The sequence below is a fragment of the Clostridium homopropionicum DSM 5847 genome, assembly GCF_001263795.1.
Taxonomy (GTDB): Bacteria; Bacillota; Clostridia; order Clostridiales; family Clostridiaceae; genus Clostridium_H; species Clostridium_H homopropionicum.
Window position 1 is genome coordinate 54,332 of record NZ_LHUR01000010.1, and the last position, 26,109, is coordinate 80,440.

The window sequence follows — 26,109 nt, forward strand, 5'->3', positions numbered from 1 at the left end:
TATTTAGCATTTATATTTATTTGAAGTAGTTAACTCCTGCTTCAAATAATTTTTGGTCCTTTTCCCCTAGGATATTTTTGTAAACATTCTTTCCTATTCTCTCTGAGTGACCCATCTTTCCAAGTACTCTTCCATCTGGACTTGTTATACCTTCAATTGCAAAGGCTGAGCCATTAGGATTAAATTCAATGTCACAGGTTGGATTTCCGTCAAAGTCAACATATTGAGTAGTTACTTGACCTTTCTTAAATAATTCTTCACCTAGTTCATTTGAGCAAACAAATCTTCCTTCTCCATGTGAAAGAGCTATGCTGTGAACATCGCCTAAAGTTACATTGTTAAACCAAGGTGAAAGGTTTGATACAACCTTTGTATTAACTATCTTAGACATATGTCTTCCAATTTTGTTATAAGTTAAGGTTGGGCAGCTTTCATCGATATCTCTGATTTCTCCGTATGGAACTAAGCCAAGCTTAATTAACACTTGGAAGCCGTTACAAATTCCCAGCATCAAGCCGTCTCTCTTGTTTAAAAGCTCCATAACTGCATTCTTAACCTTAGGATTTCTAAAGGCTGTTGCTATGAATTTACCTGAACCCTCTGGTTCATCTCCAGCACTAAAGCCTCCTGGAAGCATTATTATTTGAGAAGAACTAATGCCCTTTACCATAGCTTCTACAGACTCTTCAATATCTCCTGCTGTAAGGTTTCTGAATACGCCTATTTCTGTTTCTGCTCCTGCATTTCTAAAGGCTTTTTCTACATCATATTCACAATTTGTACCTGGGAATACTGGAATGAACACCTTAGGTTTTGCGAGTTTTATAGCAGGTGCTTTAGCAGATTTATTATCGTATAGCTTTAATTGAATTTCACCCTTTATTTCTTCTGCTTTTGTAGGGAATACTTTTTCAAGTGTGCCTTCCCATTTAGCTAAAATTTCTTCTAAGCCTATTTCTTCGTTTTGTATTTTTATTATAGGAGCTCCCTTTGTAAAGCCAATTAATGAGTAGTTTACATCCTTAAACTCTTCTTTGATTTCTACCTTATCATCTATTTCAAGGATTATTGAACCATAATCTTCTGTAAATAAGTCTTTTGCTTTAACATTATTTGAAAAACTCATACCAATTTTGTTTCCAAAGCACATTTTAGTAATTGCTTCTGCAATACCACCCATTTTAACAGTATGAGCAGAAAGGACTAAACCTTCATTTATAAGCTTATTTACTACCTGATAATTTTTCTTTAATTCATCAAATTTAGGAAGATTGTATTCATCTCTATTTGCCTTTAATAAAATTACTCTTGTTCCTTTTTTCTTAAACTCAGGAGAAATAACCTTGTCAGTATTTGCTACATCTACAGCAAAAGCTACTAAAGTTGGTGGAACATTTATGTCCTTAAAGGTTCCTGACATACTATCCTTTCCGCCTATTGCCGGAATTTCCAGCATCTTTTGAGCATAAAAGGCTCCAAGTAATGCACTTAATGGTTTTCCCCACTTAACTGGATCATTACCAAGTTTTTCAAAGTACTCTTGAAGAGTTAATCTTATATTTTTATAATCCCCTCCAGCTGCTACTATTTTAGTTACAGCTTCGATTACTGCATAAAGTGCTCCATGGAATGGACTCCATTTACCTATCTTTGGATTATATCCGTAAGACATTAAGGTTCCTGTAGTAGTTTCACCCTCTAAAACTGGCACTTTAAAGCACATAGCTTCAGTTGGAGTACTTTCATATTTTCCTCCAAAAGGCATTAATACTGTTCCTGCTCCAATAGAGTTATCAAATCTTTCAACTAAGCCTTTTTGACTGCAGACATTTAAGTCAGCCATAGTTTCAAGCCATTTAGCCTTTATATCTTCACAAATCTCTTTTTCAAAATAAGATTCTTCAGAAGGACTTGTTATATTAACGTTGATTCTTTGTTTTACACCATTAGTGTCAAGGAAATCTCTGCTTATATCAACAATTGTCTTATCTCTCCAAGTCATTTTAAGTCTTCTGTTATCTGTAACCCTCGCAACTTCAATAGCTTCTAAGTTTTCCTCTTTAGAGTACTCTATAAACTTTTCAGCATCTTCCTTGCTTACAACTACAGCCATTCTTTCTTGTGATTCAGAAATTGCAAGCTCAGTTCCATCTAAGCCTTCATATTTTTTAGAAACTAAGTCTAAATTTATATCTAGTCCTTCGCTAAGTTCTCCAATGGCAACTGAAACTCCACCAGCACCAAAGTCATTACATCTTTTAATTATCTTGCTTACCTTCGGATTTCTGAATAATCTTTGAAGCTTTCTTTCTGTTGGAGGATTTCCTTTTTGTACTTCAGCACCACAGTTTAGTATTGAGGTTTCATCGTGCTCCTTTGAAGAACCTGTAGCTCCACCGCAGCCGTCTCTTCCTGTTCTTCCGCCGACTAAAATTATTGAATCTCCCTTTTCAGGAACTAAACGAATTACATTTTCTTTAGGTGCAGCTGCAATTACTGCTCCAATTTCCATTCTCTTAGCCACAAAATCTTCATCATAAACTTCACCAACATAACCAGTAGCAAGTCCTATTTGATTTCCATAAGAACTGTAACCATGAGCAGCCTTTATAGTAATTTGTCTTTGTGGAAGTTTCCCTGGAATAGTTTCCTCTACAGGCTTTCTTGGATCAGCACTTCCTGTTACTCTCATTGCCCCGTAAACATAGGATCTTCCTGATAACGGGTCACGGATTGCTCCTCCAAGACATGTAGCTGCTCCTCCAAAAGGCTCAATTTCAGTTGGATGATTGTGAGTTTCATTTTTAAACATTATAAGATATTTTTCAAGTTTACCATCTATCTCTACGTCACATTCTACGCTGCAGGCATTAATTTCATCTGAAACCTCTAAATCATCTAGAAGTCCTCTTTTTCTTAATTCCTTCATACCCATTACAGCAATGTCCATAAGGCATACATCTTTTTCTCTATCTCCATATACGTAGTTTCTTGAAGCTAAATATTCTTCATAAGCAGTTTTAATTGGAGTAGTATACTTTCCTTCTTCAAACTTTACATCCTCGATTTTTGTTTGGAAGGTTGTATGTCTACAGTGATCTGACCAATAGGTGTCTATAACCTTAATTTCAGTTAAAGAAGGATTTCTTTTTTCAGTTTCTTTAAAATACCCTTGACAGAACTTTAAATCTTCAAAGCTCATGGCAAGGCCTAACTGTTCCATAAGCTTTAAAAGTTCCTCTTCTGTCTTATCTGTAAAGCCGTCTAGTATTTCAACATCCTTTGGAACTTCCCATTCCATTTCTAAGGTTAAAGGTTTTTCAAGGGAAGCTTCCATAGAATCTACTGTATTTATATAGTAATCCTTGATTTTTACTAGCTCTTCTTCATTAACCTTTCCTTTAAGGATAATAACCTTTGCACATTTAACAATAGGTTTTTCACTTTGAGTTAATATCTGAATACATTGAGCAGCTGAGTCTGCTCTTTGGTCATATTGTCCTGGAAGATATTCTACTGCAAATACCTTTTCATCAGCATTTATTTTAATTTCTTCATCATAAACAGAGTCAACTACAGGCTCTGAAAAAATAGTGCCCTTGGCCTTAGAGTATTCTTCTTCTGATATTCCAGATACATCATAACGATTTAAAATTCTTAAGTCCTCTATTGAGACAATATTAAGGTTTTCTCTTATTTCTTTTAACAATCCTTTTGCTTCAACATCAAAAGGAGATTTTTTCTCTACAAATATTCTTTTAACTGTTGTTTTCATGTACCTGTCTCCTTACCAAATTTATTTTATAGACTCTTCTTTACGCCTATATCTCTTCTGTAATAAATTCCATCAAAGTTTACTTTTTCTATTTCTCTATATGCTATTTCTCTAGCCTTATCTAATGTTTCTCCTACTGCAACTATATTTAAAACTCTTCCACCAGAAGTTAAAAGCTTTCCGTCCTTTTCTTTTGCTCCTGCAACAAATACTTTGCAGTCTACATTTTCTATTCCCTTGATTTCAAAGCCCTTTTCGTAGCTTCCTGGATAGCCCTTTGAAACAGCTGTTACACAACAAGCATGAGCATCTTTCCATTTAACAGTATATCCTTCAAGTTCTTTGTCTATAGCTTTTAGTATAAGCTCTACATAATCACTTTCCATAAGAGATAAAACTCCTTGAGTTTCAGGGTCTCCCATTCTTACATTGTATTCTAGAAGATAAACTCCCTTTTTAGTTATCATAATTCCAAAGAAGATTGTTCCTATATAATCCATATTTTCAGTTTGAATTCCCTTAAGAGTAGTTTCTAGAATCTCTTTATTAAAGCTTTCTAGTACTTCCTCAGAACAGTAGAAGTTTGGAGCTATAACTCCCATTCCTCCAGTGTTTGGTCCCTTATCATTGTCGTATATTTGCTTGTGATCCTTGCTTGATATAAATGGTATTATGGTTTTCCCATCAGTTATAGAAAGAATAGAAGCTTCAACACCCTCTAAAAATTCTTCAATAACTATTCTAAGACCTGCACCAGCAAAAATGTCTTTTACCATAAAATCATTTATAGCAGCTTCTGCTTCTTCCTTATTTGCACATATTACAACGCCTTTTCCTGCAGCTAATCCATCTGCCTTAACTACTGTAGGATAAGGACACTCATTTAAATATTCAAGGGCTTTATTTACATCTTCAAAAACTTCGTATTCAGCAGTTTTAACACCGTATTTTTTCATAAAGTCTTTAGAGAAGCTTTTACTTCCTTCAAGAGCTGCTGCTATTTTAGATGGTCCAAAGATTTTTAAGTTATGCTCTCTGAACATGTCAACTATACCATCAACTAACGGAGTTTCTGGCCCTACTATTGTAAGGTCTATTTTATTATCCTTTGCAAAATTTAAAACATCTACATTATTTTCTAAATTAACATTTTCGCACTTTTCTTCTTTATCAGTACCACCGTTTCCTGGAGCAATATAAATTTTATCTACTAAATTGCTTTGAGATACCTTCCAAGCAATTGCATGTTCACGACCACCTGAGCCAACTATTAAAACCTTCACAGTTCCACACTCCTTATTAATATTTAAATTGTATTTTCAGTAAATTTTAGAGAGTCTACAAAGTTTACCTTGTAAACCCTAAACTCTCTAAAAAAATGATTAATGCTTAAAGTGTCTAATTCCTGTAAACACCATTGCTATATTATTTTCATTACATGCCTTAATAGAATCTTCATCTCTTACAGAACCGCCTGGTTGGATAATAGCCTTAATTCCCCACTTAGCAGCTTCTGTTACCACATCATCAAATGGGAAGAAAGCATCTGATGCTAATACTCCACCATTTTTTGCTCTTTCAAGAGCTTCAGTTGCAGCCCAAATTCTATTAACTTGGCCTCCGCCTATTCCAGTAGCCATGCCATCCTTAGCAACAACAATAGCATTTGATTTTACATATTTACATACCTTCATAGCAAATTCTAAGTCTCTTAATTCTTCTTTAGAAGGTTTTTTCTCTGTAACAACTTCCATCTTTTCTGCAAATAATGTATCTTCGCTTTGAACTAAAATTCCACCGTCAACCTTTGCAAGATTGAATTTGTCTTCTGGTTTAATATTGCATTTAATTACTCTTAAGTTCTTCTTTTGTTTTAATACTTCTAAAGCATCCTCATCGTAGTCTGGTGCAATTACTATTTCTAAGAAAATTTCTGCCATTTTTTCTGCTGTTTTCTTATCTACCTTGCTGTTTACTGCAACTATTCCACCAAAAATTGAAACAGGGTCACAAGAATAAGCTTTTTCATATACATCATAAACATTGTCTCCAATGGCAACTCCACATGGAGTATTGTGCTTAAGTCCACAGCAGGCAATTTCGTCGAACTCCCAAACTGTTTTCCATGCTATGTCCATATCTTTAATATTATTGTAGGAAAGCTGCTTTCCATTTAAAATTTCAAAGTTATTAATTGCTCCTGTACCATTTGTTGCTGTGTAGTAAGCAGCACTTTGGTGAGAATTTTCACCATATCTTAAATCCATTGATTTTTTATATGATAGAGATAAATACTCTGGATATTCTTCATCTTCTAAAAGGAAGTTACTAATTGCTGCATCATAAGCTGACATTAGGTTAAATACTTTTCCTGCAAGTCTCTTTCTTGTATTGTAGTCTACATCTCCATTTGTTTCAATTTGCTCCATTACATTTTTATAATCCTTTGTATCTGTAAGAACAATAACATCCTTAAAGTTTTTAGATGCTGCTCTTATCATTGTAGGACCACCAATATCTATAAACTCAACCTTTTCTTCGAATTCTAAATCTTCCTTAACCTTTTCAAAGAAAGGATATAAATTTACAACAACCATGTCAATTGGTTCTATTCCCTTATTCTGAATAGTTTCCATATGCTTAGGATTTTCTCTTATAGCAAGTATTCCACCATGAATAATAGGATGAAGAGTCTTAACTCTTCCATCTAATATTTCATCAAAGCCTGTAACTTCATTTACTTCAGTAACAGGAATATTATTTTCCTTAAGGTGTCTGTATGTACCACCTGTAGATATTACTTCTACTCCTCTATTTACTAAGAATTTTGCAAGGTCTAATATACCTTCTTTATCGAAAACGCTTATTAATGCTCTCTTTAACATTTGGTACCTCCTTAAAAATTATTGCTCACCAACAACTCTTCTTCCCTTGAAGCTTATCTTTCCCTCTGAAAGTAATTTTATAGCCTCTGGTAAAGCCTTATGTTCTTCAACTAACACTCTCTTTTGCAAGGATTCTGGTGTATCATCATCTTCTACTTTTACAGCCTTTTGAATTATTATGCTTCCTGTATCTGTACCTTCATCAACAAAGTGAACTGTACATCCAGTAACCTTAACCCCATATTCTAAAGCCTTTTCATGAACCTTTAATCCGTACATTCCATTTCCGCAAAAGGCTGGTATAAGAGACGGATGAATGTTAATTATTCTATCCTTAAACTTTTTTAGAAGATCTCCCTTTAAAATTGAGAGATATCCTGCAAGTACTAGTAAATCAACCTTTCCGTCAATTATCTCAAGTATTTTATCTGAAAGTGAATCCTTATATTGTTTTTTATCTAATTCATAAGTTTTAATATTGTTATTTTTCGCTCTCTCTATTCCAAAAGCCCCCACTTTATCACTTATAACATATTCTATACTGCAATTTTCAAGGTACTTGTTATTGATACTATCAATTATAGATTGCAGATTTGTCCCGCCCCCGGAAATTAGAACTGCTATTTTATACATACCCCTTTGCCTCCAGCCTCTACATATCCTATTTCATAAGCCTTATTGCCCATAGCTTCAATATCCTTTATCATAGAAGCAGCATCTTTTTTGTTAATACAAATAACAAAGCCTATTCCCATGTTAAAGGTATTAAACATATGCTCTTCCTCAACACCTAAAGACATTAAGTGCTTAAATATAGGTAAAATTTCAAAGCTATTTTTATTAATTACAGCCTTAAAGTCACCTTTGAACATTCTTGGAATGTTCTCATAAAAACCGCCCCCAGTTATATGAGCCATTCCTTTTATTTTATATTTTTTCATTAATTCCAATACTGTTTTTACATATATCTTAGTAGGAGTTAAAAGTACGTTTCCTATCTTTTCTCCGTTAAAATCTGCTTGTAGGTCTGTTATTAGCTTTCTTATTAATGAAAAACCATTGCTATGAGCACCAGAAGAAGCTATTCCAATAAGTGCATCTCCTTCTTCTATTGTACTTCCGTCAATTATCTCATCTTTTTCTACAACTCCTACGCAAAAGCCAGCTACATCATAGTCACCCGCTTTGTAGAAACCTGGCATTTCGGCAGTTTCACCACCAATTAGTGAACATGCTGAATCTAAGCAGCCGTCACTTACCCCTTTTACTAAATCCGCTGCTTGCTCTGAATCTAATTTTCCGCAAGCTATATAATCTAAGAAAAATAAAGGTGTTGCACCATGACAAAGAACGTCATTAACGCACATTGCTACACAGTCTATCCCAACTGTATCATATTTTCCCATATCAAAAGCTACCTTCAGCTTTGTTCCAACTCCATCAGTACCGGAAACAAGCACAGGATTTTTTAATTTAGGAAGTTCATACATACCAGCAAAGCTTCCAAGGTTATTTAATACAGCTGAACTGTATGTTTTAGTTGCATGCTCCTTCATCAAGTTTACAGCTTTGTAGCCTTCTTCTATATTTACACCAGCTTCTTTATAAGTTGCCATATTAGTACCTACCTTTCTAAACTTTCTTTAGAGTGTTCAATTGGAGCTGACATTGGGTACTCTCCACTAAAGCAACCAAGGCAAAAACCTTGTTTCCCTTTTAAACTGCTTAATAATCCATCAGTACTTAAATATCCAAGGCTATCTGCCCCTATAAGTTCTCTTATTTGTTCAACAGTTTTCTGTGCTCCAATTAGGTCTTTTCTGTAAGGTGTATCTATTCCAAAATAGCATGGATATTTAACTATTGGAGAACATACTCTAAAATGTACTTCTTTTGCCCCTGCTCTGCGTAGAATTTCAACAAGTCTTTTACTTGTAGTTCCTCTTACAATAGAGTCATCAATAAGCACTACTCTTTTGCCTTCTACATTCACTTTTAAAACGTTTAATTTAACTGTTACAGCTCTTTCCCTCATCTTTTGATTTGGAGCTATAAAGGTTCTGCCTACATATTTATTTTTAATCAAACCAATTCCGTATGGTATTCCTGAAGCCTTTGCATATCCTACTGCTGCAGGTATTCCTGAATCTGGTACTCCAATTACTAAATCCGCATCCACTGGAGATTCATGATATAAATGTCCACCTGCTTCAACTCTTGCTTCATATACGCTAATACCATCTATTGTACTGTCAGGTCTTGCAAAATATATATATTCAAAAGAACAAGTCATGCATTTTGTCTTTTCAGCAAACTGAATAGATTTTAATCCATCTTCATCAATTATTACTACTTCTCCTGGTTCTACGTCTCTTACAAATTCAGCGCCTACAGAATCTAGTGCACAGCTTTCTGAACACATAATATAGTCTTCTCCAATTTTCCCTATACACATAGGTCTTATTCCATATGGATCTCTTATTCCAATTAATTTATCTCCTGTAAGCATAACAATTGCATAAGAACCTTTCACTGCTTGAACAGCATCAACAACTGCAGCTTCTATTCCTTTTTTAGCTTTTCTAGCAATTAAATTTAAAATTACTTCAGTATCTATTGAAGTTTGAAATAGTACTCCACCATCTTCTAAAAGCTCTCTTATAACATCTGCATTAACTAAATTTCCATTGTGAGCAATTGCAATGGAACCAAGCTTAAATTCACTAACTAGCGGTTGTGCGTTTCCAGCTCTGCTGCCTCCTGTAGTGGAATATCTAACGTGTCCAATAGCAGATTTACCCTTCATACCTTCAAGAACTGAATCTCTAAACACTTCAGAAACTAGTCCCATATCTTTGTGGCAAATAATTTTTTCTCCATCTGACACAGCTATTCCAGCACTTTCTTGTCCTCTATGTTGAAGTGCATAAAGGCCATAATAAGTTAAGGTAGCTACATCTAAACCTGATTTAGAGTAAACTCCAAAAACGCCGCATTCTTCTTTAAATTTATCCGCTTCTAAATCAAAAATTTCATTTTCTAAATTTATCATTTTATCCTCCAATTAGTTCACTATTTTACATTGGATATTCTGTTTAATATTTCTACATAAGCTTCTTCAACATTTCCTAAATCTCTTCTGAATCTATCTTTATCTAATTTTTCATTTGTTGTTGCATCCCATAGTCTGCAAGTGTCTGGTGAAATTTCATCAGCTAATATTATTTCTCCGTTGAATCTTCCAAATTCTAATTTGAAATCTATTAATTTAATGTTTTGCTTTAAGAAGAATTCTTTTAAAACTTCATTGATTTTTGCTGTAGCTGCATAAATTTGCTCTAACTCATCAAATGTTGCAAGTCCTATTGCTACTGCGTGATAGTCGTTTATTAATGGATCTCCAAGTTCATCATTTTTATAGCATATTTCAAAAATAGTTGTTTTTAGTGCAGTTCCTTCTTCAATTCCAAGTCTTTTTGCCATGCTTCCTGCTGCTACATTTCTAACTATTACTTCTACAGGAACAATCTCAACTTTTTTACATAATTGTTCTCTATCGCTTAGCTTTTTAATGAAATGTGTTTTTATTCCGTTCTTATGAAGCATTTCAAATATTGCTGAAGTTATACTATTGTTTAAAATTCCTTTATGATCTATTTGTGATTTTTTTGCTCCATTAAATGCTGTAGCATCATCCTTGTAATAAATGATAACCTCATCAGCTTTTTCTGTTTCAAATACTCTTTTTGCTTTTCCTTCGTATAACATTTTGTTTTCCATTATTATAATTCCACCCCTTCTGAATTTTCTTCTATAAATTGTTTTTTCATATTTTTTCTATATTCTATTAATTGTTCTTTAACTTGTGGGTATTTTAAAGCCAAAATTTGGATTGCAAGCATTCCAGCATTAAAGCTATTGTTGATTGCAACTGTTGCCACTGGAATTGGCTTTGGCATTTGCACAATTGCTAAGAGTGCATCAAGTCCATTTACTGCTGCATCTATTGGAACACCTATAACTGGAAGAATAGTCTGAGAAGCAATAACACCAGGAAGATGAGCAGCAAGTCCAGCTCCTGCAATTATACATTCATAACCATCATCCTCAAGATTTCTTAAAGTCTTAGATAATTCCTCAGGAACTCTGTGAGCTGATAATACAAAAGCTTTGTACTCCACATTAAATTCTTTAAGTATATTTGCTGCGTTCTTCATTTTGCTAGTGTCAGATTTACTTCCAAAAATAATAGCAACTTTCATTAAAAAATACACCCCCGAAATTTTTATTTCTATAAAAACTATACCACCAGAATAAGAGTAAATCTGATGGTATAAAAATGTCCGCATGGAACTTAACATGACAATAAACTTCTATCATCATGCCCCATATAGATTCACCCATAGACAAAGGATTTACGGCCCTTTCGTAGAAACTCCCAAACCATATTATTAGGATTATATAGATGAAATTATTCAATTTTTGTTAGTTTCATGTTACCACCAGGATTATTAAAAGTCAATATATTTTTACTTAGTAAGAGAATAATATTCGCATTGACTAAGGAGAATGACTCCGAAAAATAGTTCTAAAGTTCGTTACGTGCAGAATTTTATTTGAATTATAATTGACTTTCATAATTTTGCTCCAGCAGAAAATAACAAAATTTCAATAAAAAAATGAGGCTTCTAGATAAATTTAATCTAAAATCCTCATTTATTCGAAAGCAATTGGCAGGCTTTTTCTTGGTAAACTTACTATATTCATAATGTCGATTTCTGCCTTTAAAATATCATCAACTTGAATCTTTGTTTTATAATTTAACATTTCTTTTGCCACTAGAATAAAATCATTAAAATTGCAATTCCCCGTTCTTTCTCCAATACCTCCAAAGGTACAATCTATATATTTTGCTCCACCTTTTACTGCTGCTATGGAATTGGCAATTGCCATACCAAAATCATTATGAGCATGGATTCCTATTTCTATACCAGTTTCCGCCTTTATTCTTTTGATCTCTTCGTAGGTTCTTTTTGGATACAAAATTCCAACTGTATCAGCATACCTTATTCTATCTGCGCCTTCCTTTTTAGCAATATTGCTAAGATTTATTAAAAAATTTATATCCGCTCTTGAAGCATCCTCAAAACCTATAGTAACTTCAATACTTTTATTCTTTACATAACTTATACATCTTCTCACATTTTCAACAATCCAATGCTTATCTTTGTTTAATTTTGATTTAATTTGAACATCTGACGAAGGTACAGATATATGAATTATATCAACGCCACAATCAATTGAATCATTAATATCTTCAATATTCATTCTATTCCAAGTTGAAATTTTACTTTTTAACCCCAACTCCACAATATTTTTTATGCTTTTTTTCTCATCTCCCCCCATGGATGGAATACCAGCTTCAATTTGATAAATTCCTACTTTATCTAAAATTTTAGCTATCTGAATTTTATCTTTAATAGATAATGCTATTCCAGCCTTCTGTTCTCCATCTCGTAAAGTAGTGTCTACAATTTTTATATCCATATTTATCACCTGCAATTCATAGATAATTTAATTAACTCCTCATCTATAATTTCTCCTTTAAGCTGGATACTTCTCTCCCTTATTTCCTCCAGCAGTGCTTTGATGTTTATTTTTTCATAATTTATATTAAGCTCTCTAAGCTTTTTCATAACCGATACAGAGCCAGAGTGTTTACCAATTATCATTTTTCTGCTTTGTCCAACATCCTTTGGATCATAAGGCTCATAAGTATTTGGACTCTTATCTATACCATCTGCATGAATGCCAGATTCATATTTGAAGATATCTTTTCCTAAAATCGGTTTTGAACCTGGTATTATATTTCCAGTAACATCTTGGTATTCTTTACTTAGCTCTGAAAAAAGGCAAGTATTTCCTCCTAAATTATAGCCGTATATCTTGTTTAATGCCAAAATTACTTCTTCCATAGCTGCAAACCCATATTTATCTCCATTTCCTAGAAAGCTCATAGTTATAGAGTCAGTATCCTCATTAAATGCTTCTAAGGCAACAGCTGTAGCCATTTTAAATTTATTTCCCGGGCAAACATCAATTTTCATATTAAAATTATTTTTAAGAGTACCTATCGTGCTTTCCCAATCCCCTAGAATACTTTTACTTAATCCGTTAATTCTTATATAACTTTCATTATTTAATTTTAAAATATCCTTTACAAATTTAAGTTTTTGGCTTGTAATATCTATACATAATTCTTCTTTATCTTTTATTTTCTTCAAATCATCTATATCAACTTCAAAAATTATTTTCATTTCTTTAAGCTTATAAATATCCTTTAGCTTGAAATTTAAAAAATCATTCACTCTAATAACCACGTGCTTAAAATTCTTTAGCAGGTTTCTTGTAATAATCTCTTGTTTTTTTATTCTGTAAATGAAGTTTAAATCCTTAGGCAATTTTTCTATTATTTTAAGTACATCACTATCTATCTCTATTAAATTTACCCCTACTTCATTTAATAAATAAGAAAATTTAATAAGCTTACTTTGGCTTACGTAGGGATTTTTTTTTAATATTTCTGGAATTGTTCTATCTATTATTAATTTTTTATTTTTATTATTAACTAATTCCACTTTAATCCCCCCCTAATTAATCTAGGTAGGAATATATGTTCAATAAAAGCTTAACTGAATTATTATCTATTCCTACCTTCAAAAGTTAACACAATTTTTATTTCTCCATCCAAATTTTAAATTAACAACCTCTTTACTATCTTCCCATTTTCAATATGAGATTCTATAATTTCCTCTACATCATCTTCACTTACAGCACCATACCAAACTCCTTGAGGATAAACTACAACTATTGGTCCATCATTGCATATCCCAAAACAACCTGTATTTGTAATCATAACCTCTCCACCTAAATCTCGGTCTTCTATTTCCTCCATAAATTTAGTTGTAATATCTACAGATCCTTTTGTATGACAATATCCTTTTTGTTGACCATTTATTCTACAGCTAGTACATACGAAAATATGATATTTAGGTTTTAACATCTATCTCCACTCCTTAATTATTCTTAAATTCTTAAATTCTTTAGCTGGCTTCTAATAGTTCTATAGCTTTTTCAATTCCCTTATTTATTCCTTCATACATCTGGAATATTTTAATTCCATTGTCTTCAAGCTTCTTCGCAGGTTCAAAGCCTACTCTTAAAGTTAGTACAGCATTGCAATCTTTCACAAGTTTTATTATCTTTGTGATTTTGTCCTCGTGCTCATCGTCACATTCCTCTGCCCCGCTGCAATACTTATTAACAATTCTTTTTTCTAAAAACTTCACATTTCCATCTACATAATCATAAATATAAAGCTCTTCAGCATGTCCAAAATGTTGGTCAATGTTAACACCACTCTTAGAAGAAATAGCGAACTTATATTGTTTTTTCTTCACCTCTACAGCTTTAACACTACTGCATCCTGCACCGCCACAGCCAGTTTTTCTAAAATCAATGGAGCAATCATGTGAAAGAGTTCCTATGGCATCAGCTCTACATTGTTTGCAGTGATACATTTGTTTTAGATCAACTTCACATTTTTTCCTCATCTCATTTAATTCAATATTACTTACAAGAGGCATATTTTCAAAGACGCTTCCTGAAGCTGGTATCATTTGCATTATATTTGTCATAAATGCTCCATGCTCCTTAACAGTCTTAACAACTTCTTCTATAGCTTCATCATTTACACCCTTAACCATTACAATATTAACCTTGCATATTATACCTCTTGATGAAAGATACTTAAGTCCATATAATTGATTATTTAATAGTATAGTAGCACCTGTCTCTCCAGTGAACTTAGTTCCTAAATAATTAACCTCTTTATAAAGTTTTGCTCCTATTTTTGGATCAACAGTGTTAATTGTAATAGTGACATGTGAAACTCCAAGGTCTATTATTTCATTTGCATAGAAAGGAAGCATTAATCCGTTTGTAGATAAACAGAAAGTGGTTCCTGGGCATTCATTTTTAATTAATTCTATAGATTTTTTTGTTTCTTCAAAATTTGCTAATGCATCTCCAGGTCCTGCAATTCCCACTACAGTTAGGTTTTCCATTTTGCTTTTCACTAATTTGAATTTTTCTAGTGCTTCTTCTGGTTTTAATACTTCACTGGTTACTCCCGGTCTGCTTTCATTTACACAATCATATTTTCTATTACAATAATTACAACTTATATTACACTTCGGAGCTACAGGTATGTGCATTCTAGCATATTTATGAGCTCCTTCACTATAACATGGATGGAATGCTGTTTTATCCTTATTATCCATAGATTCTTCCTCCATTTTTATTTCTTTATAATAATCATTCAAAGCTGTTTTTCTAAAGCTTTTTTCTGCAATTTCAAGTATGGAATTAGCAATTTCATCTATTAAAGAGATAGAACCAGAGTATCCAGTAAATACTTTTCTTTGAGCACCAACTCTATCATGAACTGGGAACCCAATACGAATCAAAGGAATTTCTAGTTTTTCTTCTATTCTTCTTCCATCAGAATTTCCTATCATAAGATTAGCCTTAAGCTCTTTTGCATATTTTTCTATAGTTTCAAAATCCGTGTCATCTAATATCAATACTTTATCTTCTAAATTTGAAGTAATTTCTTCAAGATAGCTTTTTAATCTAAAATTTTTAGCTCCAGTTGCTATTAATAGAGGAGTTACTCCATTTTCTAAGCAAATATCTGAAATGGCTAATACTAGTTCTGGTTCACCATAAATAATCGCTCTTGCTTCTCCATTATATTTATGGGAATCTATCATAGCATCTAAAAATCTATTTCTCTGGAGTTTATATTTATCCGGAATTGATTTTCCACTTATCTCTGAAATTAATTTTAAAAATTTATCTGTATTTTTAATTCCTATAGGAATAGGGCATTTATGAAGCGGTACTCCAAATACCTCCTCTAAATATTCTCCTGGAGATTCGCTGTCCGAAATGGTTAATCCCATTTCAATAGTAGCAGCTGCTCCTGCCATAATTTTAATATCGCTGTATTTTGTCCCACCCTCTGGTATTCTTTTATATTCCTTTAAGTATGGTGCATCTAATGTATCTGAAACATCAGGCAGTAGTATATATTCAACACCAAAATCTTCTAATATTTCTTTGATATTTCTAACATCACCAGGGTTTAAGTTTGCACATATAATATTTATCTTTTCATTTGGACTATTGTCTTCACTATAGGTTTCTACTATTTTTCTTAGGGTTTTGTAGTACCCTTCCGCTTGCGTGCCGCCGTAACCTGGTAAAGCTACTGGTAGGATTTTTAAATTTTTATATTCATCATCTTTTTCAACCTCTTCATAGAATTCACCTACAATTCTTTGTATATCCTCACCAATTGTCTCTGCAAGGCAGGTTGTAAAAACTCCAATGATTTCTGGATTATATAACTTAACAACATTTTTTATTCCTTTTTTTAAGTTTTCTGCTCCTCCAAAAACCGTACCTTGTTCTGTCAAGGATGAAGAAGCAATATCTATTGGCTCATTATAATGTGTTGCCATATGTCTTCTAATATAAGTACTGCAGCCTTGAGAGCCGTGCAATATAACCATGCTATTCTCTATTCCCTTTAGGGCCATAACCCCTCCCATAGGCATACACATTTTACATGGATTTATATTCATATTTACAAAATTTCTACTTTTCATTTCAATCACCCTCCATATTAAAGCATATCCCATATAGGACTATTCACAGTTAAATGAATCTCTTTAGCAAAATTAAGTGCTCCCTGAAAGCCGCAAAGTGGTATCTTTCTCTCATGGTTATGGTCACAAAATCCAACACCAAGCTTATACGCAAGAGGTCTCTCCTTAACCCCTCCAACAAGAATATCTGCCTCTTTCTCTTTAATGAATTTTTCCAACTCATATGGATTAGAGTCATCTAAAATAATCGTACCTTCGTCACTTATATTTCTAATAACTTCATAATCATCTTCTTTTCCAGTCTGAGTCCCTACCATTACTGTTTCCATCCCTAGATCTTTAAACTGTTTTATAAGAGAAATGGCTTTAAAGCCTCCTCCAACATAAATTGCAGCTTTTTTCCCTTTTAGCTTTTCTCTATAAAAATCAAGTTTATTACCTAATTCTTTTTCCATCTTCTCAATTAATTCTTCCGCTCTTCTTACAATATTCTTATTCCCAGTAGCTTCAGCAATCATCATCAGTGATAATTTCGTGTCTTCAACTCCGAAAAAACTTACTTTTATATATGGTATTCTATATAAGCTTTCCATATTTTTTGCTAAATAAGTCATAGAACCTGCACATTGCACAATATTAAATTTAGCCTTAGGAGCATTCTTTATTTCTTCGCACCTTCCATCACCGGTTATTTTTGCAACTACATTTATTCCCATTTGTTTTAAATAATCTTGTATAATCCACATTTCACCGGCTAAATTGAAATCTCCTAAAAAGTTTACTCCATCAATTTCTTCTCCATTATTATCTTCCATAAGCTCAATTAATGCATTACATGCAGCTTTATATCCCATAGACTTATTCCCTGCAAATCCTGGAGACTTAACAGATATAACTCTAATGGAGTGCTTTATTTCAGCTTGTTTACATACTGCTTCAACGTCATCACCTATAACTCCTACTATACAAGTAGAATATACAAAGATAACTTTAGGTGAAAACTTCTCAACAATTTCATCTATTGCAGCTGCTAATTTTTTCTCTCCACCAAAAATCACATCATTTTCTCTTATATCTGTGGAAAAACTATTTCTATAGGTTTCTGGTCCGCTGCTTAAGCTTCCCCTAATATCCCAGGTATAACTTGCGCAGCCTATAGGTCCATGAACAATATGAAAAGCATCTGCTATTGGATTTAAAACTACCCTAGCACCACAATATACGCAAGCTCTTTGACTTACGGATCCTGAAACACTATCTGCATCACATCTAATCTTAGAGTTGTCACCTTTTGAATTGTAACAAACAAATCCTTGTCTCTCTTTAATTAGATTTTTATCATTTATTATTTCATGTTTTAGTTTGCTTCCACTTTCGAAACTTTTCATATTTTCAACCCCTTTTATCATTAATTTATTATTAAAATTTTGTGATAGAGCAGTTTAATTGGCTCTATCACTAAAAATATAACTTCATTTGAAATTTACATTACTAACTCAAAATCTTCATCTTCAGCATCTCTATCAATTCTATCCATAATTGCATTAGCAATCATTTCAACTAATCTAATTGCTCCTTTGTATCCTGTTGTTGGGAAATAATGATGAGCAAATCTATCTAAGATTGGGAAACCGAATCTTACAAAAGGAATATCTTCTGCCTTCGCAATATACTTTCCATAGGTATTTCCAATTAGTAAGTCTACAGGTTCATTTTTTATCCATTGATGAAGTTCGAATAAATCTCCAGCATTTTTAACTATGCTGTCTTTAATTCCTGCTTTTTCAAGCATTTCTCCAATCTCTTTATCAAAGCTGTCACCAGGAGTTCCTGTTACTACATATTTAGGAATCATTCCAAGACTGATAATGAACTCTGTTAGGCTTATTACTGTATCAGGATCACCAAATACAGCTACTTTTTTACCGAAGAAATAAGAATGGCTGTCTAACATCAAGTCTACCAATTGACCTCTTTCTTCTTCAATTTCATAAGGTACTTCTTTACCAGTAATTTTACTTAACTCTGTAATAAATTTATCAACTGCTTCTATTCCTAATGGTATATTCATTACTTCCATAGGCACTTTACACTTTTTCTCTAAAGCTACAGCACCTGCTTCTGATGAAAATTTACCTAAAGCCAAGGTATAATTTGAATTTCCAGCATCAATTATATCTTTAATTTTAGTACCACCTTTAGGATACATTTCAAATGTACCTGTCATAGGTGTATCAACAACTTCGCTAGTGTCTGGAAGCATTATAAAAGGTATATCCATTACATTTAAAATTCTCTTTATTTCTCTCATATCACCAGGGCTAATAAATCCAGGAAGAACATTTATTTTTCCATTTGCTTCTCCAGTATTTTGAGAAAGGTAGGTAACAGCACCCTTTATCATATTTGAGAATCCAGTAATATGTGACCCTACATAACTTGGTGTATTAGCGTGGATAACATATTTTCCTTCTGGAACTTCGCTTTCCGCTTGGCTAATGATTGTTCTAAGATCATCTCCTATGGTCTCAGAAAGACAAGTTGTGTGTACAGCTATCATATCTGGTTCATATATTGAAAATACATTCTTTATCGCTGTTTTAAGGTTACTTCCTCCTCCAAAAACTGAAGAACCTTCTGTAAAAGAACTAGTTGAAGCCATTATAGGATCTTTGAAGTGTCTAGTAAGCTGCATTCTGTGGTAAGAACAACAACCTTGTGATCCATGACTGTGAGGTAAGCATTTATGAATACCTAAAGCAGCATACATAGCTCCGATTGGCTGACAAGTTTTAGCTGGGTTTATTCTTAATGCTTTTCTTTCATACAATTCCTTTGGTGTTTTATCTAACATGCTGCTCCCTCCTTTTCTATTGTCCCTTCAATTAATGGTTCTGTTTTCCAAGGTGGAGTTACATATCTCCAGCCTGGAGTATATACGCCTGCAAGTACATCCTTTGCAAATATAACTGCTCCTTTAAATCCAGCATATGGTCCAGAATAATCATAAGAATGAAGTTGTTTTGACATTACACCCATCTTTTGCACAGCATATTTATCTTTTATTCCTGAGAAGAACATATCTGGTTTTAGTACTTTTATAAAGGTTTCTGTTTCATAATGATTTAAATCGTCAATTATGATGTTGTTATTTTTTGATTCCTTTATAAGTCCAGCATAGTTTCCTAAGCTTGGTACATCCTTCTTTAATTTTTCATATCTTTCTTCTGATAAAATAATTCTGTAGTTTTCTTCATCCTTCTCAACTTTTAATTCCTCAATATTCTTACTATCTGCATCCGGCTTAATTGTAGGAATAACATCTCTTCCTTCGTAGTCATCACGGTGAGCAAATTCATATCCTGAAAGTACTGTTTCCACACCGAAAGTAGCAAGAAGATTTTGATAGTGATGTGATCTTGATCCACCAACATATAAGAAAGCCGTTTTGCCTTCAAGCCTTTGTTTTAAATAAACTAATTCACCCTCTATTGCAGCTACTTCTTCTGCTATAACTTCCTCAGTTCTCTTAGTTAATTCAGGATCATCATAAATTTTAGCCATATCCCTTAAAGTTTGAATAGTAGCATCTATTCCTATAAAATTAACTTTTACCCAAGGTATTCCATATTTTGTTTCTATCATTTCAGCAATATAGTTTATTGATCTGTGACATTGAACTAAGTTTAGATTAGCTTTGTGAGCATTTCTAATATTCTCAATAGATCCGTCACCTGTTAAAGTTGCTACAACATTGTAACCTATTTTCTTTAAAATTCTTTCTATCTCCCAAGTATCTCCACCGATGTTGTACTCACCAAGTAAGTTTATATTCCATTTTTTATCGTATTTTCTTTCACCTTTTCCAATAACATTTTTTATAAAATTGTTATTTGCAATATGATGTCCGGCTGATTGGCTTACTCCTTTGTATCCTTCACAATTGAAAGCTAGAACTTGGATTCCATATTCTTTTTCTGCTTCTGCAGCAACCGCATTTATATCGTCACCAATAAGTCCTACAGGACAAGTTGCAGATATAGAAATAGCTTTTGGATTAAATAGATCCATTGCCTCTTTAATTGCTTGTCTAAGTTTCTTTTCTCCACCGAATACTATATCGCTCTCTTGCATATCTGTTGAAAAACAATACTGAATAAAATTATCTTCTCCATCTTCTGCCTTTGCCTTATTTCTTCTTGTTCCCCAAGCATAATAAGAGCAGCCTATAGGTCCATGAACTATATGAACCATATCTTTAATAGGTCCAACAACAACACCCTTACATCCAGCATAACAACATCCTCTGTTAGTTATTATACCTGGAATAGTTCTTGTATTTGCCTCTATTTGTGGTATTTCATAAGAATCATCCTTAACTATAATATGCTTTTTCCTTGTTTTAAAGGTTTTTGCAGGATACTTTTCTAACACTTTATCTACTATTTTCTTCACTCTTGTCACCTCTCTTCAATATTTTAAATTGCCTCTTCGTTAACTTCTCCAGTTCTAATTCTGATAGTTTCTGGAATATCCATAACAAATATTTTTCCATCTCCAGGATTTCCTGTGATATTTATATCAATAATAGTTTTAACTACTTTTTCAGCATCTTCATCATTAACAACTAGTGATATCATTCTCTTAGGTATAAGCCTTTGAGTTTCTACAATTTCACCAACTATATTTGATGAAGCCAAATCTTCAACATTTAAAGAAGTATCAAATATTGAGAAATCTACTTTTTTCTTACCTCTTCCCATTACTTTTCTACAGTAGAATGATGGAAAACCTTCCTTTAATAATGCATCTTTTGTTTTGTTTATCATGTTCATTCTAATTATAGCCATTATTTCTTTCATAACTGATCCTCCTATAGTCCTTTAGTATTTGAACTAATAGTGTAAGCCTCTTTTACTTCTGTTATGAATATTTTTCCGTCTCCAAAAGCACCTTTTTCTCCAGTTTTTGCATTTCTTACTATTAAACTTATTAAGTCATCCTTATCTTCATCCTTGATTACTATCATTAACATATCTTTTGGTATTTCATCATAATGAATGTCTCCAACCTTTACTCCTCTTTGCTTTCCTCTTCCTACAACATCAATTTTTGTTACAGCTGGGAAACCTGCATCTGAAAGTTCTGAAAGTATGTGCTCAACTCTTTCTGGTCTTACGATTGCTCTAATCATTAACATATTAATTAACCCCCTATTTTTTAATATTTTAAATATTATTTTGGTTAAATATCCATAAGTCCATGTGCCATTAAGATTTCTTCTAGTCTGTCTTGAGTCATTGGTTTTGGAATAACAAACATTTTATTTTCTTCTATCTTTTTAGCAAGTGCTCTATACTCATCAGCTTGTTCAGCTTCTGGAGAGAAATCTATAACAGTCTTTTTATGAATTTCTGCTCTTTGAACTTGATTGTCACGTGGTACAAAATGAATTAATTGACTTCCTAATTCAGTTGCAAAAGCTTCTAATAATTCTCTCTCGTTATCAACTTTTCTACTGTTGCAAATAATTCCACCTAATCTAACTCCACCTGTATTTGCGTATTTTTGAATACCTTTTGCAATATTGTTGGCAGCATATAATGCCATCATTTCTCCACTGGCTACTATATAAATTTCTTGAGCCTTACCTTCACGGATCGGCATTGCAAATCCTCCACATACAACGTCTCCTAATACATCATAAAAAACATAATCTAAATCAGCTTCATAAGCTCCTAAATTTTCGAGCATACTGATTGAAGTTATTATACCTCTACCTGCACATCCAACTCCTGGTTCAGGTCCACCTGATTCAACACATTTTATTGAACCATAGCCTTCCTTCAATATTGCATCTAATTCAATATCATCGCCTTCTTCTCTTAAGGTATCTAATACAGTCTTTTGTGCTAGTCCACCTAAAAGAAGTCTTGTTGAGTCTGCTTTAGGGTCACAGCCTACTACCATTACTTTTTTTCCCATTTCAGCTAAACCTGCTGTTAAATTTTGTGTTGTGGTTGATTTTCCAATTCCACCTTTTCCATAAATAGCTACTTGTCTCATAATATTTCCTCCTCCTTGATTTAAAGTAATAAGTTAATATTTTAAAATTTTGATATCCTAACATTCCTAATAAAAATATCAAAATTCATTAGCTTTATTTGTTATAAAGAATATATCATTTTCAAGAAACAATAGCAAGAGGTTTTTTGATAATTTATCATTTTTTATATTATATTATTGATAAATCGATAATTATGTGCCTATTTTTTTAATAGTTTATTATGAAAATGAATTATTTAGAACTTGATAATTCATAAATAAATTCCCAAAATCATGTTTAAGCCAACGTTTACAAAAACAAAATAAGGGTTAATATTCGTTCCATCACGAATATTAACCCTTATTATTGAATTTATTATAATATATTAATTATTTCGTTATTTCATTTTCAATTCTTTAAAAAACTGCCTTGTCTCACTAACTATGATTCCACTTAGTCCTACAATTGCAATTAAGTTTGGTATTGCCATTAGTCCATTAACAATATCTGCAAGTATCCATATAAGATCAAGTTTTAGAAATGCACCTACAGCAACAAGTCCAATATAAATTATTCTATAAGGTATAATACCTTTTACTCCAAAAAGATAAACAGCACATCTTTCTCCGTAATAATTCCATCCTAAGATTGTTGTAAAGGCAAAGAATATAAGTCCTACTGTAACAATCAATTCTCCTATATAAGGCATTGAAGATAATCCTGTTCTAAAGGCTTGATTTGTCATAGCTGCTCCCTTTAATCCAGAATTCCACACTCCAGTAGAAATTAACACAAGTCCTGTCATGGTACAAATTACAATAGTGTCAAAAAATGTACCAGTCATAGATATAAGTCCTTGACGAACACAAGATTTTGTTTTAGCCGCTGCTGCTGCAATCGGTGCACTACCAAGTCCTGATTCATTAGAAAATACGCCTCTTGCAACACCACTTCTTATAGCAAGCATTACTCCTGCTCCAGCAAAACCTCCTGCTGCTGCAGTTGTAGTAAACGCTCCCTCTATTACCATTTTAATTGTTTCAGGTAAAGCTCCTGCGTTAGCAATTAATATTGTAATAGATCCAACAATATAAAATATGGCCATAAGCGGAACAATCTTTTCTGAAACAGCTGCTATACTTTTAATACCACCTAAAGTAACTAAAGCTACTATAATTGTTATTACTAAAGCTGTAATAATAATAGGTATATTAAAGGTAAGTTTTACACCCTGAGTTATAGCATTTATTTGCGGGAATGTTCCTATCCCAAAGAAGGCTACTGCTACCCCAAAAATAGCAAACATTTTAGCCAGCCATTTGTTTCCAAGACCTCTTTCTATATAGTACATAGGTCCACCAGCCATTTGTCCATTTTCATCAGTAACTCTAAATCTGATGGCAAGTAACCCTTCTGCATATTTAGTGGCCATACCAAAAAAAGCAGCCATCCACATCCAAAATAATGCTCCTGGTCCCCCTACTTGAATTGCTGTTGCAACTCCTACTATATTACCTGTTCCTATAGTAGCTGATAAAGCAGTACACAAAGCACCAAAACTAGAAACATCCCCCTCTTCCTCCAGCTCATCATCTTTTCCAAAGACATATTTTAAGGCTAAAGGTAATCTAATAACTTGTAATAAACCAAGTCTAATGGTTAAGTAAATACCTGTACCAACTAATAGAATTAATAGAGGTGGTCCCCATACAACTGAATCAATTTTGTTAAAAACTTCTAGTAATTTTGACATAAAAAATTCCTCCTGATAATTATTATTAATTAGAACGGAGGAGAACTTGAATTATTCTCTAATAATTCTATCCTCTGTCCTTTTACCTGAGAGTTTCAACAGCATCATACATTAATGCTGTTTTTCTCCTTCGGTGCCCAACTAAATGGATCTCTCCAGAGGCTCGTCCAATAACGGTCATCAGTTAAATAAACTACCTGAAAGTTTTTCCTCTTCGGTGGATGAAAAATTCATCTCTCTCCCGTTATTATCATCCGAACTCATATTTAGTTTTAGATTAATCGTTTACTATTATAATAAAATTATAATAGCAATACAATGGTGACTTTAAATAAATCTTCTTTTCCCAAAGAAAGTTATTATTAATAAAGCAAGTATGATCATTATAAATATGTTACTGTATTGTTCATAACTACCCATTAATCCAACAAAAGCCATTATTAGTATACAAATACCTAAAATAATACTAGTGAACTTTTCCCACTTTATTAGTCCCTCTATATCCTTCACTTTTTGTGATGAGTATTTATTTCTAGTGAATTTATCCATGTTAATTCCTAATACTATTTCTATTATTCCTAAAGCTACTAGTGCATAATTCATTGCTACATCCATAATAACCTCTCCTTTTCTGTAGATAGATTTATAAAACCACTATATATAATTATATATTAAAATTTATTTTTTTAAATAGTAAAATTAAAATTCCTCTATACTTAGCAATAAAATTACCTTTTTCATTTTACATAACCCTGTCTTTTTTTATTAATAATATTTATTATATTTATATTATAACAGTAATTTTAATAAACTAAAATTGATTCTATTCATATAAATAATATTGAAGGAAAGTTTTAAAATTCTTACCTCTATTACTTATAGCTTCATTAATGTAGCTATAACAAACTATTAAAATGGAGGTGGAACTAGTGGAAAGTGAATTAATAAAACTTGCTTCATCTCAAGGTGTTTGGGCTGCTCTATCGGTAGCGCTTATATTCTATATATTAAAAGCTCAGGAAAAGCGTGACCTAAAGCAAGAAGAAAGAGAGAAAAATTATCAAAATATAATTGAAGAACTCACAGAAAAATTTACCTTAATAGAAGAAGTAAGAAAAGATGTTAAGGATATAAAAGAACAAATAACTCCCAAAAATCAAAATGACAAAGTATAAAACAATTCAAGTTTTATCCAAAATATAAAAAACTCTTAAGCTTCAATAGGGGTTCTTATCCTATTTGAAGCTTAAGAATAATAATTATAATTTATGATAAGTTGCATTCTTAGCTTTTTCAAATTTGTCTATACCAATATGACAGTAACCTCCAGGGTCTTTATCCAAATACTTTTGGTGATATTCCTCTGCTTTATAGTAGTTTTTAAGCGGCAAAACCTCTATTGCAATAGGATTATGGTACCTTTTTTGAAGTTCTCTAACGGACTCTATTATTGTTTCTCCATCATCTATATCTACATATTTTACTTATTCGTACATAAACGAATACTACCTTTTATTCTAAGGTAGTATTTGTTATTTTCTATTTATTATTCTACAGGCTTATTTAGTTCTATGCTTTTATCAAGTTTTTCATTTTCATTGCTGCAACAGCTTCTTTTCTTATTATTTCCAAGCATCATTGGTATCATTGCTAGCATCATCAATGGACATATAAACGGCGCTATTGATCCAAGCCCTTTAGCAACTGTAGGACTGAACCTAGCAACTAATGGCAGAACTCCTATTATAACTATAGGTAACCCGCAGCATAGAATCATATGCAGCATATGCTTTAATGGACTATGATTGTGAGCACCTTGTTTTCCTTTATTATCTGAATGACAATTCATACTAATCCCTCCAATATGTCTACTTCATTTTAAAGCTAATGCTTTAAATAAATTTTACATAATTCTT

Annotated in this window: 23 protein-coding genes and 2 riboswitches; of the genes, 1 reads left to right on the forward strand and 22 read right to left on the reverse strand. The window is 32.6% G+C overall.

The window, feature by feature from the left end:
• Window positions 1–16 precede the first annotated feature (16 nt).
• From CLHOM_RS01550 to CLHOM_RS01645, 20 genes are all read right to left on the reverse strand, one after another.
• Window positions 17–3,775 carry a phosphoribosylformylglycinamidine synthase gene (locus tag CLHOM_RS01550; protein ID WP_052219922.1) on the reverse strand — a complete coding sequence of 1,253 codons (3,759 nt, stop codon included), beginning with the start codon at window positions 3,773–3,775 and terminating at the stop codon, window positions 17–19.
• A gap of 26 nt (window positions 3,776–3,801) precedes the next feature.
• Window positions 3,802–5,058 (reverse strand): phosphoribosylamine--glycine ligase, encoded by a 1,257-nt coding sequence (gene purD / locus CLHOM_RS01555; protein ID WP_052219923.1) that lies wholly within the window; start codon window positions 5,056–5,058, stop codon window positions 3,802–3,804.
• A gap of 99 nt (window positions 5,059–5,157) precedes the next feature.
• Entirely contained in the window at window positions 5,158–6,660 is a 1,503-nt protein-coding gene (purH, locus tag CLHOM_RS01560) for a bifunctional phosphoribosylaminoimidazolecarboxamide formyltransferase/IMP cyclohydrolase (RefSeq protein WP_052219924.1), read from the reverse strand.
• An 18-nt stretch (window positions 6,661–6,678) separates the two neighbouring features.
• Window positions 6,679–7,293: a phosphoribosylglycinamide formyltransferase gene (gene purN / locus CLHOM_RS01565; protein WP_052219925.1), complete on the reverse strand. Its 615-nt coding sequence runs from the start codon at window positions 7,291–7,293 to the stop codon at window positions 6,679–6,681.
• Entirely contained in the window at window positions 7,281–8,276 is a 996-nt protein-coding gene (purM, locus tag CLHOM_RS01570) for a phosphoribosylformylglycinamidine cyclo-ligase (protein ID WP_052219926.1), read from the reverse strand. Before purM ends, purN begins: the two co-directional genes overlap by 13 nt.
• An 8-nt stretch (window positions 8,277–8,284) precedes the next feature.
• Window positions 8,285–9,712 (reverse strand): amidophosphoribosyltransferase, encoded by a 1,428-nt coding sequence (purF, locus tag CLHOM_RS01575; RefSeq protein ID WP_052219927.1) that lies wholly within the window; start codon window positions 9,710–9,712, stop codon window positions 8,285–8,287.
• 20 nt (window positions 9,713–9,732) lie between these two features.
• Window positions 9,733–10,440, reverse strand: a complete 708-nt coding sequence (purC, locus tag CLHOM_RS01580) for a phosphoribosylaminoimidazolesuccinocarboxamide synthase (protein ID WP_052219928.1) — start codon at window positions 10,438–10,440, stop codon at window positions 9,733–9,735.
• 2 nt (window positions 10,441–10,442) lie between these two features.
• Complete coding sequence (gene purE / locus CLHOM_RS01585; protein WP_052219929.1) at window positions 10,443–10,922, reverse strand: 5-(carboxyamino)imidazole ribonucleotide mutase; 480 nt, start codon at window positions 10,920–10,922, stop codon at window positions 10,443–10,445.
• A 121-nt stretch (window positions 10,923–11,043) separates the two neighbouring features.
• Window positions 11,044–11,145: riboswitch (purine riboswitch) on the reverse strand.
• Between the two features lie 231 nt (window positions 11,146–11,376).
• Window positions 11,377–12,207: a beta/alpha barrel domain-containing protein gene (locus CLHOM_RS01590; RefSeq protein WP_052219930.1), complete on the reverse strand. Its 831-nt coding sequence runs from the start codon at window positions 12,205–12,207 to the stop codon at window positions 11,377–11,379.
• A 5-nt stretch (window positions 12,208–12,212) separates the two neighbouring features.
• The gene (locus CLHOM_RS01595; RefSeq protein WP_052219931.1) at window positions 12,213–13,298 is read right to left on the reverse strand and encodes a homocitrate synthase/isopropylmalate synthase family protein; all 1,086 of its coding nucleotides are present in this window, start codon (window positions 13,296–13,298) and stop codon (window positions 12,213–12,215) included.
• Between the two features lie 116 nt (window positions 13,299–13,414).
• On the reverse strand, window positions 13,415–13,723 hold the full coding sequence (locus CLHOM_RS01600; protein ID WP_052219932.1) for a 2Fe-2S ferredoxin: 309 nt from the start codon (window positions 13,721–13,723) through the stop codon (window positions 13,415–13,417).
• A 40-nt stretch (window positions 13,724–13,763) separates the two neighbouring features.
• Window positions 13,764–16,394, reverse strand: coding sequence for a nitrogenase cofactor biosynthesis protein NifB (gene nifB / locus CLHOM_RS01605; protein ID WP_052219933.1), 2,631 nt, complete (start codon window positions 16,392–16,394; stop codon window positions 13,764–13,766).
• A gap of 17 nt (window positions 16,395–16,411) precedes the next feature.
• The gene (nifE, locus tag CLHOM_RS01610; RefSeq protein ID WP_052219934.1) at window positions 16,412–17,782 is read right to left on the reverse strand and encodes a nitrogenase iron-molybdenum cofactor biosynthesis protein NifE; all 1,371 of its coding nucleotides are present in this window, start codon (window positions 17,780–17,782) and stop codon (window positions 16,412–16,414) included.
• Between the two features lie 95 nt (window positions 17,783–17,877).
• Window positions 17,878–19,248: a nitrogenase molybdenum-iron protein subunit beta gene (nifK, locus tag CLHOM_RS01615; RefSeq protein ID WP_052219935.1), complete on the reverse strand. Its 1,371-nt coding sequence runs from the start codon at window positions 19,246–19,248 to the stop codon at window positions 17,878–17,880.
• The gene (gene nifD / locus CLHOM_RS01620) at window positions 19,242–20,849 is read right to left on the reverse strand and encodes a nitrogenase molybdenum-iron protein alpha chain (protein WP_052219936.1); all 1,608 of its coding nucleotides are present in this window, start codon (window positions 20,847–20,849) and stop codon (window positions 19,242–19,244) included. The genes nifK and nifD overlap by 7 nt, the downstream gene beginning before the upstream one ends.
• A gap of 23 nt (window positions 20,850–20,872) precedes the next feature.
• Window positions 20,873–21,256 carry a P-II family nitrogen regulator gene (locus tag CLHOM_RS01625; RefSeq protein WP_052219937.1) on the reverse strand — a complete coding sequence of 128 codons (384 nt, stop codon included), beginning with the start codon at window positions 21,254–21,256 and terminating at the stop codon, window positions 20,873–20,875.
• Window positions 21,257–21,267: 11 nt separating this feature from the next.
• A complete protein-coding gene (locus tag CLHOM_RS01630; protein ID WP_052219938.1) occupies window positions 21,268–21,594 on the reverse strand; it encodes a P-II family nitrogen regulator in 327 nt (108 codons plus the stop codon).
• Between the two features lie 44 nt (window positions 21,595–21,638).
• Window positions 21,639–22,460, reverse strand: coding sequence for a nitrogenase iron protein (gene nifH / locus CLHOM_RS01635; RefSeq protein WP_052219939.1), 822 nt, complete (start codon window positions 22,458–22,460; stop codon window positions 21,639–21,641).
• A gap of 377 nt (window positions 22,461–22,837) precedes the next feature.
• The gene (locus tag CLHOM_RS01640) at window positions 22,838–24,193 is read right to left on the reverse strand and encodes an alanine/glycine:cation symporter family protein (RefSeq protein WP_052219940.1); all 1,356 of its coding nucleotides are present in this window, start codon (window positions 24,191–24,193) and stop codon (window positions 22,838–22,840) included.
• 64 nt (window positions 24,194–24,257) lie between these two features.
• Window positions 24,258–24,362: riboswitch (glycine riboswitch) on the reverse strand.
• A gap of 158 nt (window positions 24,363–24,520) precedes the next feature.
• On the reverse strand, window positions 24,521–24,808 hold the full coding sequence (locus CLHOM_RS01645) for a hypothetical protein (RefSeq protein ID WP_052219941.1): 288 nt from the start codon (window positions 24,806–24,808) through the stop codon (window positions 24,521–24,523).
• A gap of 314 nt (window positions 24,809–25,122) precedes the next feature.
• Between CLHOM_RS01645 and CLHOM_RS01650 the strand changes: the two genes are divergently transcribed.
• A complete protein-coding gene (locus CLHOM_RS01650; RefSeq protein WP_052219942.1) occupies window positions 25,123–25,368 on the forward strand; it encodes a BhlA/UviB family holin-like peptide in 246 nt (81 codons plus the stop codon).
• Window positions 25,369–25,452: 84 nt separating this feature from the next.
• On the opposite strand, the gene CLHOM_RS17785 is transcribed toward CLHOM_RS01650, so the two are convergent.
• Window positions 25,453–25,662 carry a peptide-methionine (S)-S-oxide reductase gene (locus CLHOM_RS17785; protein WP_082204333.1) on the reverse strand — a complete coding sequence of 70 codons (210 nt, stop codon included), beginning with the start codon at window positions 25,660–25,662 and terminating at the stop codon, window positions 25,453–25,455.
• 77 nt (window positions 25,663–25,739) lie between these two features.
• A complete protein-coding gene (locus tag CLHOM_RS01655) occupies window positions 25,740–26,042 on the reverse strand; it encodes a hypothetical protein (protein WP_052219943.1) in 303 nt (100 codons plus the stop codon).
• Window positions 26,043–26,109 lie beyond the last annotated feature (67 nt).

Coding starts and splice junctions, on each gene's coding strand:
- purF (WP_052219927.1), bottom strand. CDS start 9,712: ATGATAAATTTAGAAAATGAAATTTTTGATTTAGAAGCGGATAAATTT.
- purC (WP_052219928.1), bottom strand. CDS start 10,440: ATGGAAAACAAAATGTTATACGAAGGAAAAGCAAAAAGAGTATTTGAA.
- CLHOM_RS01655 (WP_052219943.1), bottom strand. CDS start 26,042: ATGAATTGTCATTCAGATAATAAAGGAAAACAAGGTGCTCACAATCAT.
- CLHOM_RS01600 (WP_052219932.1), bottom strand. CDS start 13,723: ATGTTAAAACCTAAATATCATATTTTCGTATGTACTAGCTGTAGAATA.
- nifH (WP_052219939.1), bottom strand. CDS start 22,460: ATGAGACAAGTAGCTATTTATGGAAAAGGTGGAATTGGAAAATCAACC.
- purE (WP_052219929.1), bottom strand. CDS start 10,922: ATGAAAGTTGCTATTATTTTTGGAAGTAAATCTGACACTAGCAAAATG.
- nifK (WP_052219935.1), bottom strand. CDS start 19,248: ATGTTAGATAAAACACCAAAGGAATTGTATGAAAGAAAAGCATTAAGA.
- CLHOM_RS01625 (WP_052219937.1), bottom strand. CDS start 21,256: ATGAAAGAAATAATGGCTATAATTAGAATGAACATGATAAACAAAACA.
- CLHOM_RS01590 (WP_052219930.1), bottom strand. CDS start 12,207: ATGGATATAAAAATTGTAGACACTACTTTACGAGATGGAGAACAGAAG.
- purM (WP_052219926.1), bottom strand. CDS start 8,276: ATGGCAACTTATAAAGAAGCTGGTGTAAATATAGAAGAAGGCTACAAA.
- CLHOM_RS01630 (WP_052219938.1), bottom strand. CDS start 21,594: ATGTTAATGATTAGAGCAATCGTAAGACCAGAAAGAGTTGAGCACATA.
- nifB (WP_052219933.1), bottom strand. CDS start 16,394: ATGAAAAGTAGAAATTTTGTAAATATGAATATAAATCCATGTAAAATG.
- nifE (WP_052219934.1), bottom strand. CDS start 17,782: ATGAAAAGTTTCGAAAGTGGAAGCAAACTAAAACATGAAATAATAAAT.
- CLHOM_RS01640 (WP_052219940.1), bottom strand. CDS start 24,193: ATGTCAAAATTACTAGAAGTTTTTAACAAAATTGATTCAGTTGTATGG.
- purH (WP_052219924.1), bottom strand. CDS start 6,660: ATGTTAAAGAGAGCATTAATAAGCGTTTTCGATAAAGAAGGTATATTA.
- CLHOM_RS01645 (WP_052219941.1), bottom strand. CDS start 24,808: ATGGATGTAGCAATGAATTATGCACTAGTAGCTTTAGGAATAATAGAA.
- purN (WP_052219925.1), bottom strand. CDS start 7,293: ATGTATAAAATAGCAGTTCTAATTTCCGGGGGCGGGACAAATCTGCAA.
- CLHOM_RS01550 (WP_052219922.1), bottom strand. CDS start 3,775: ATGAAAACAACAGTTAAAAGAATATTTGTAGAGAAAAAATCTCCTTTT.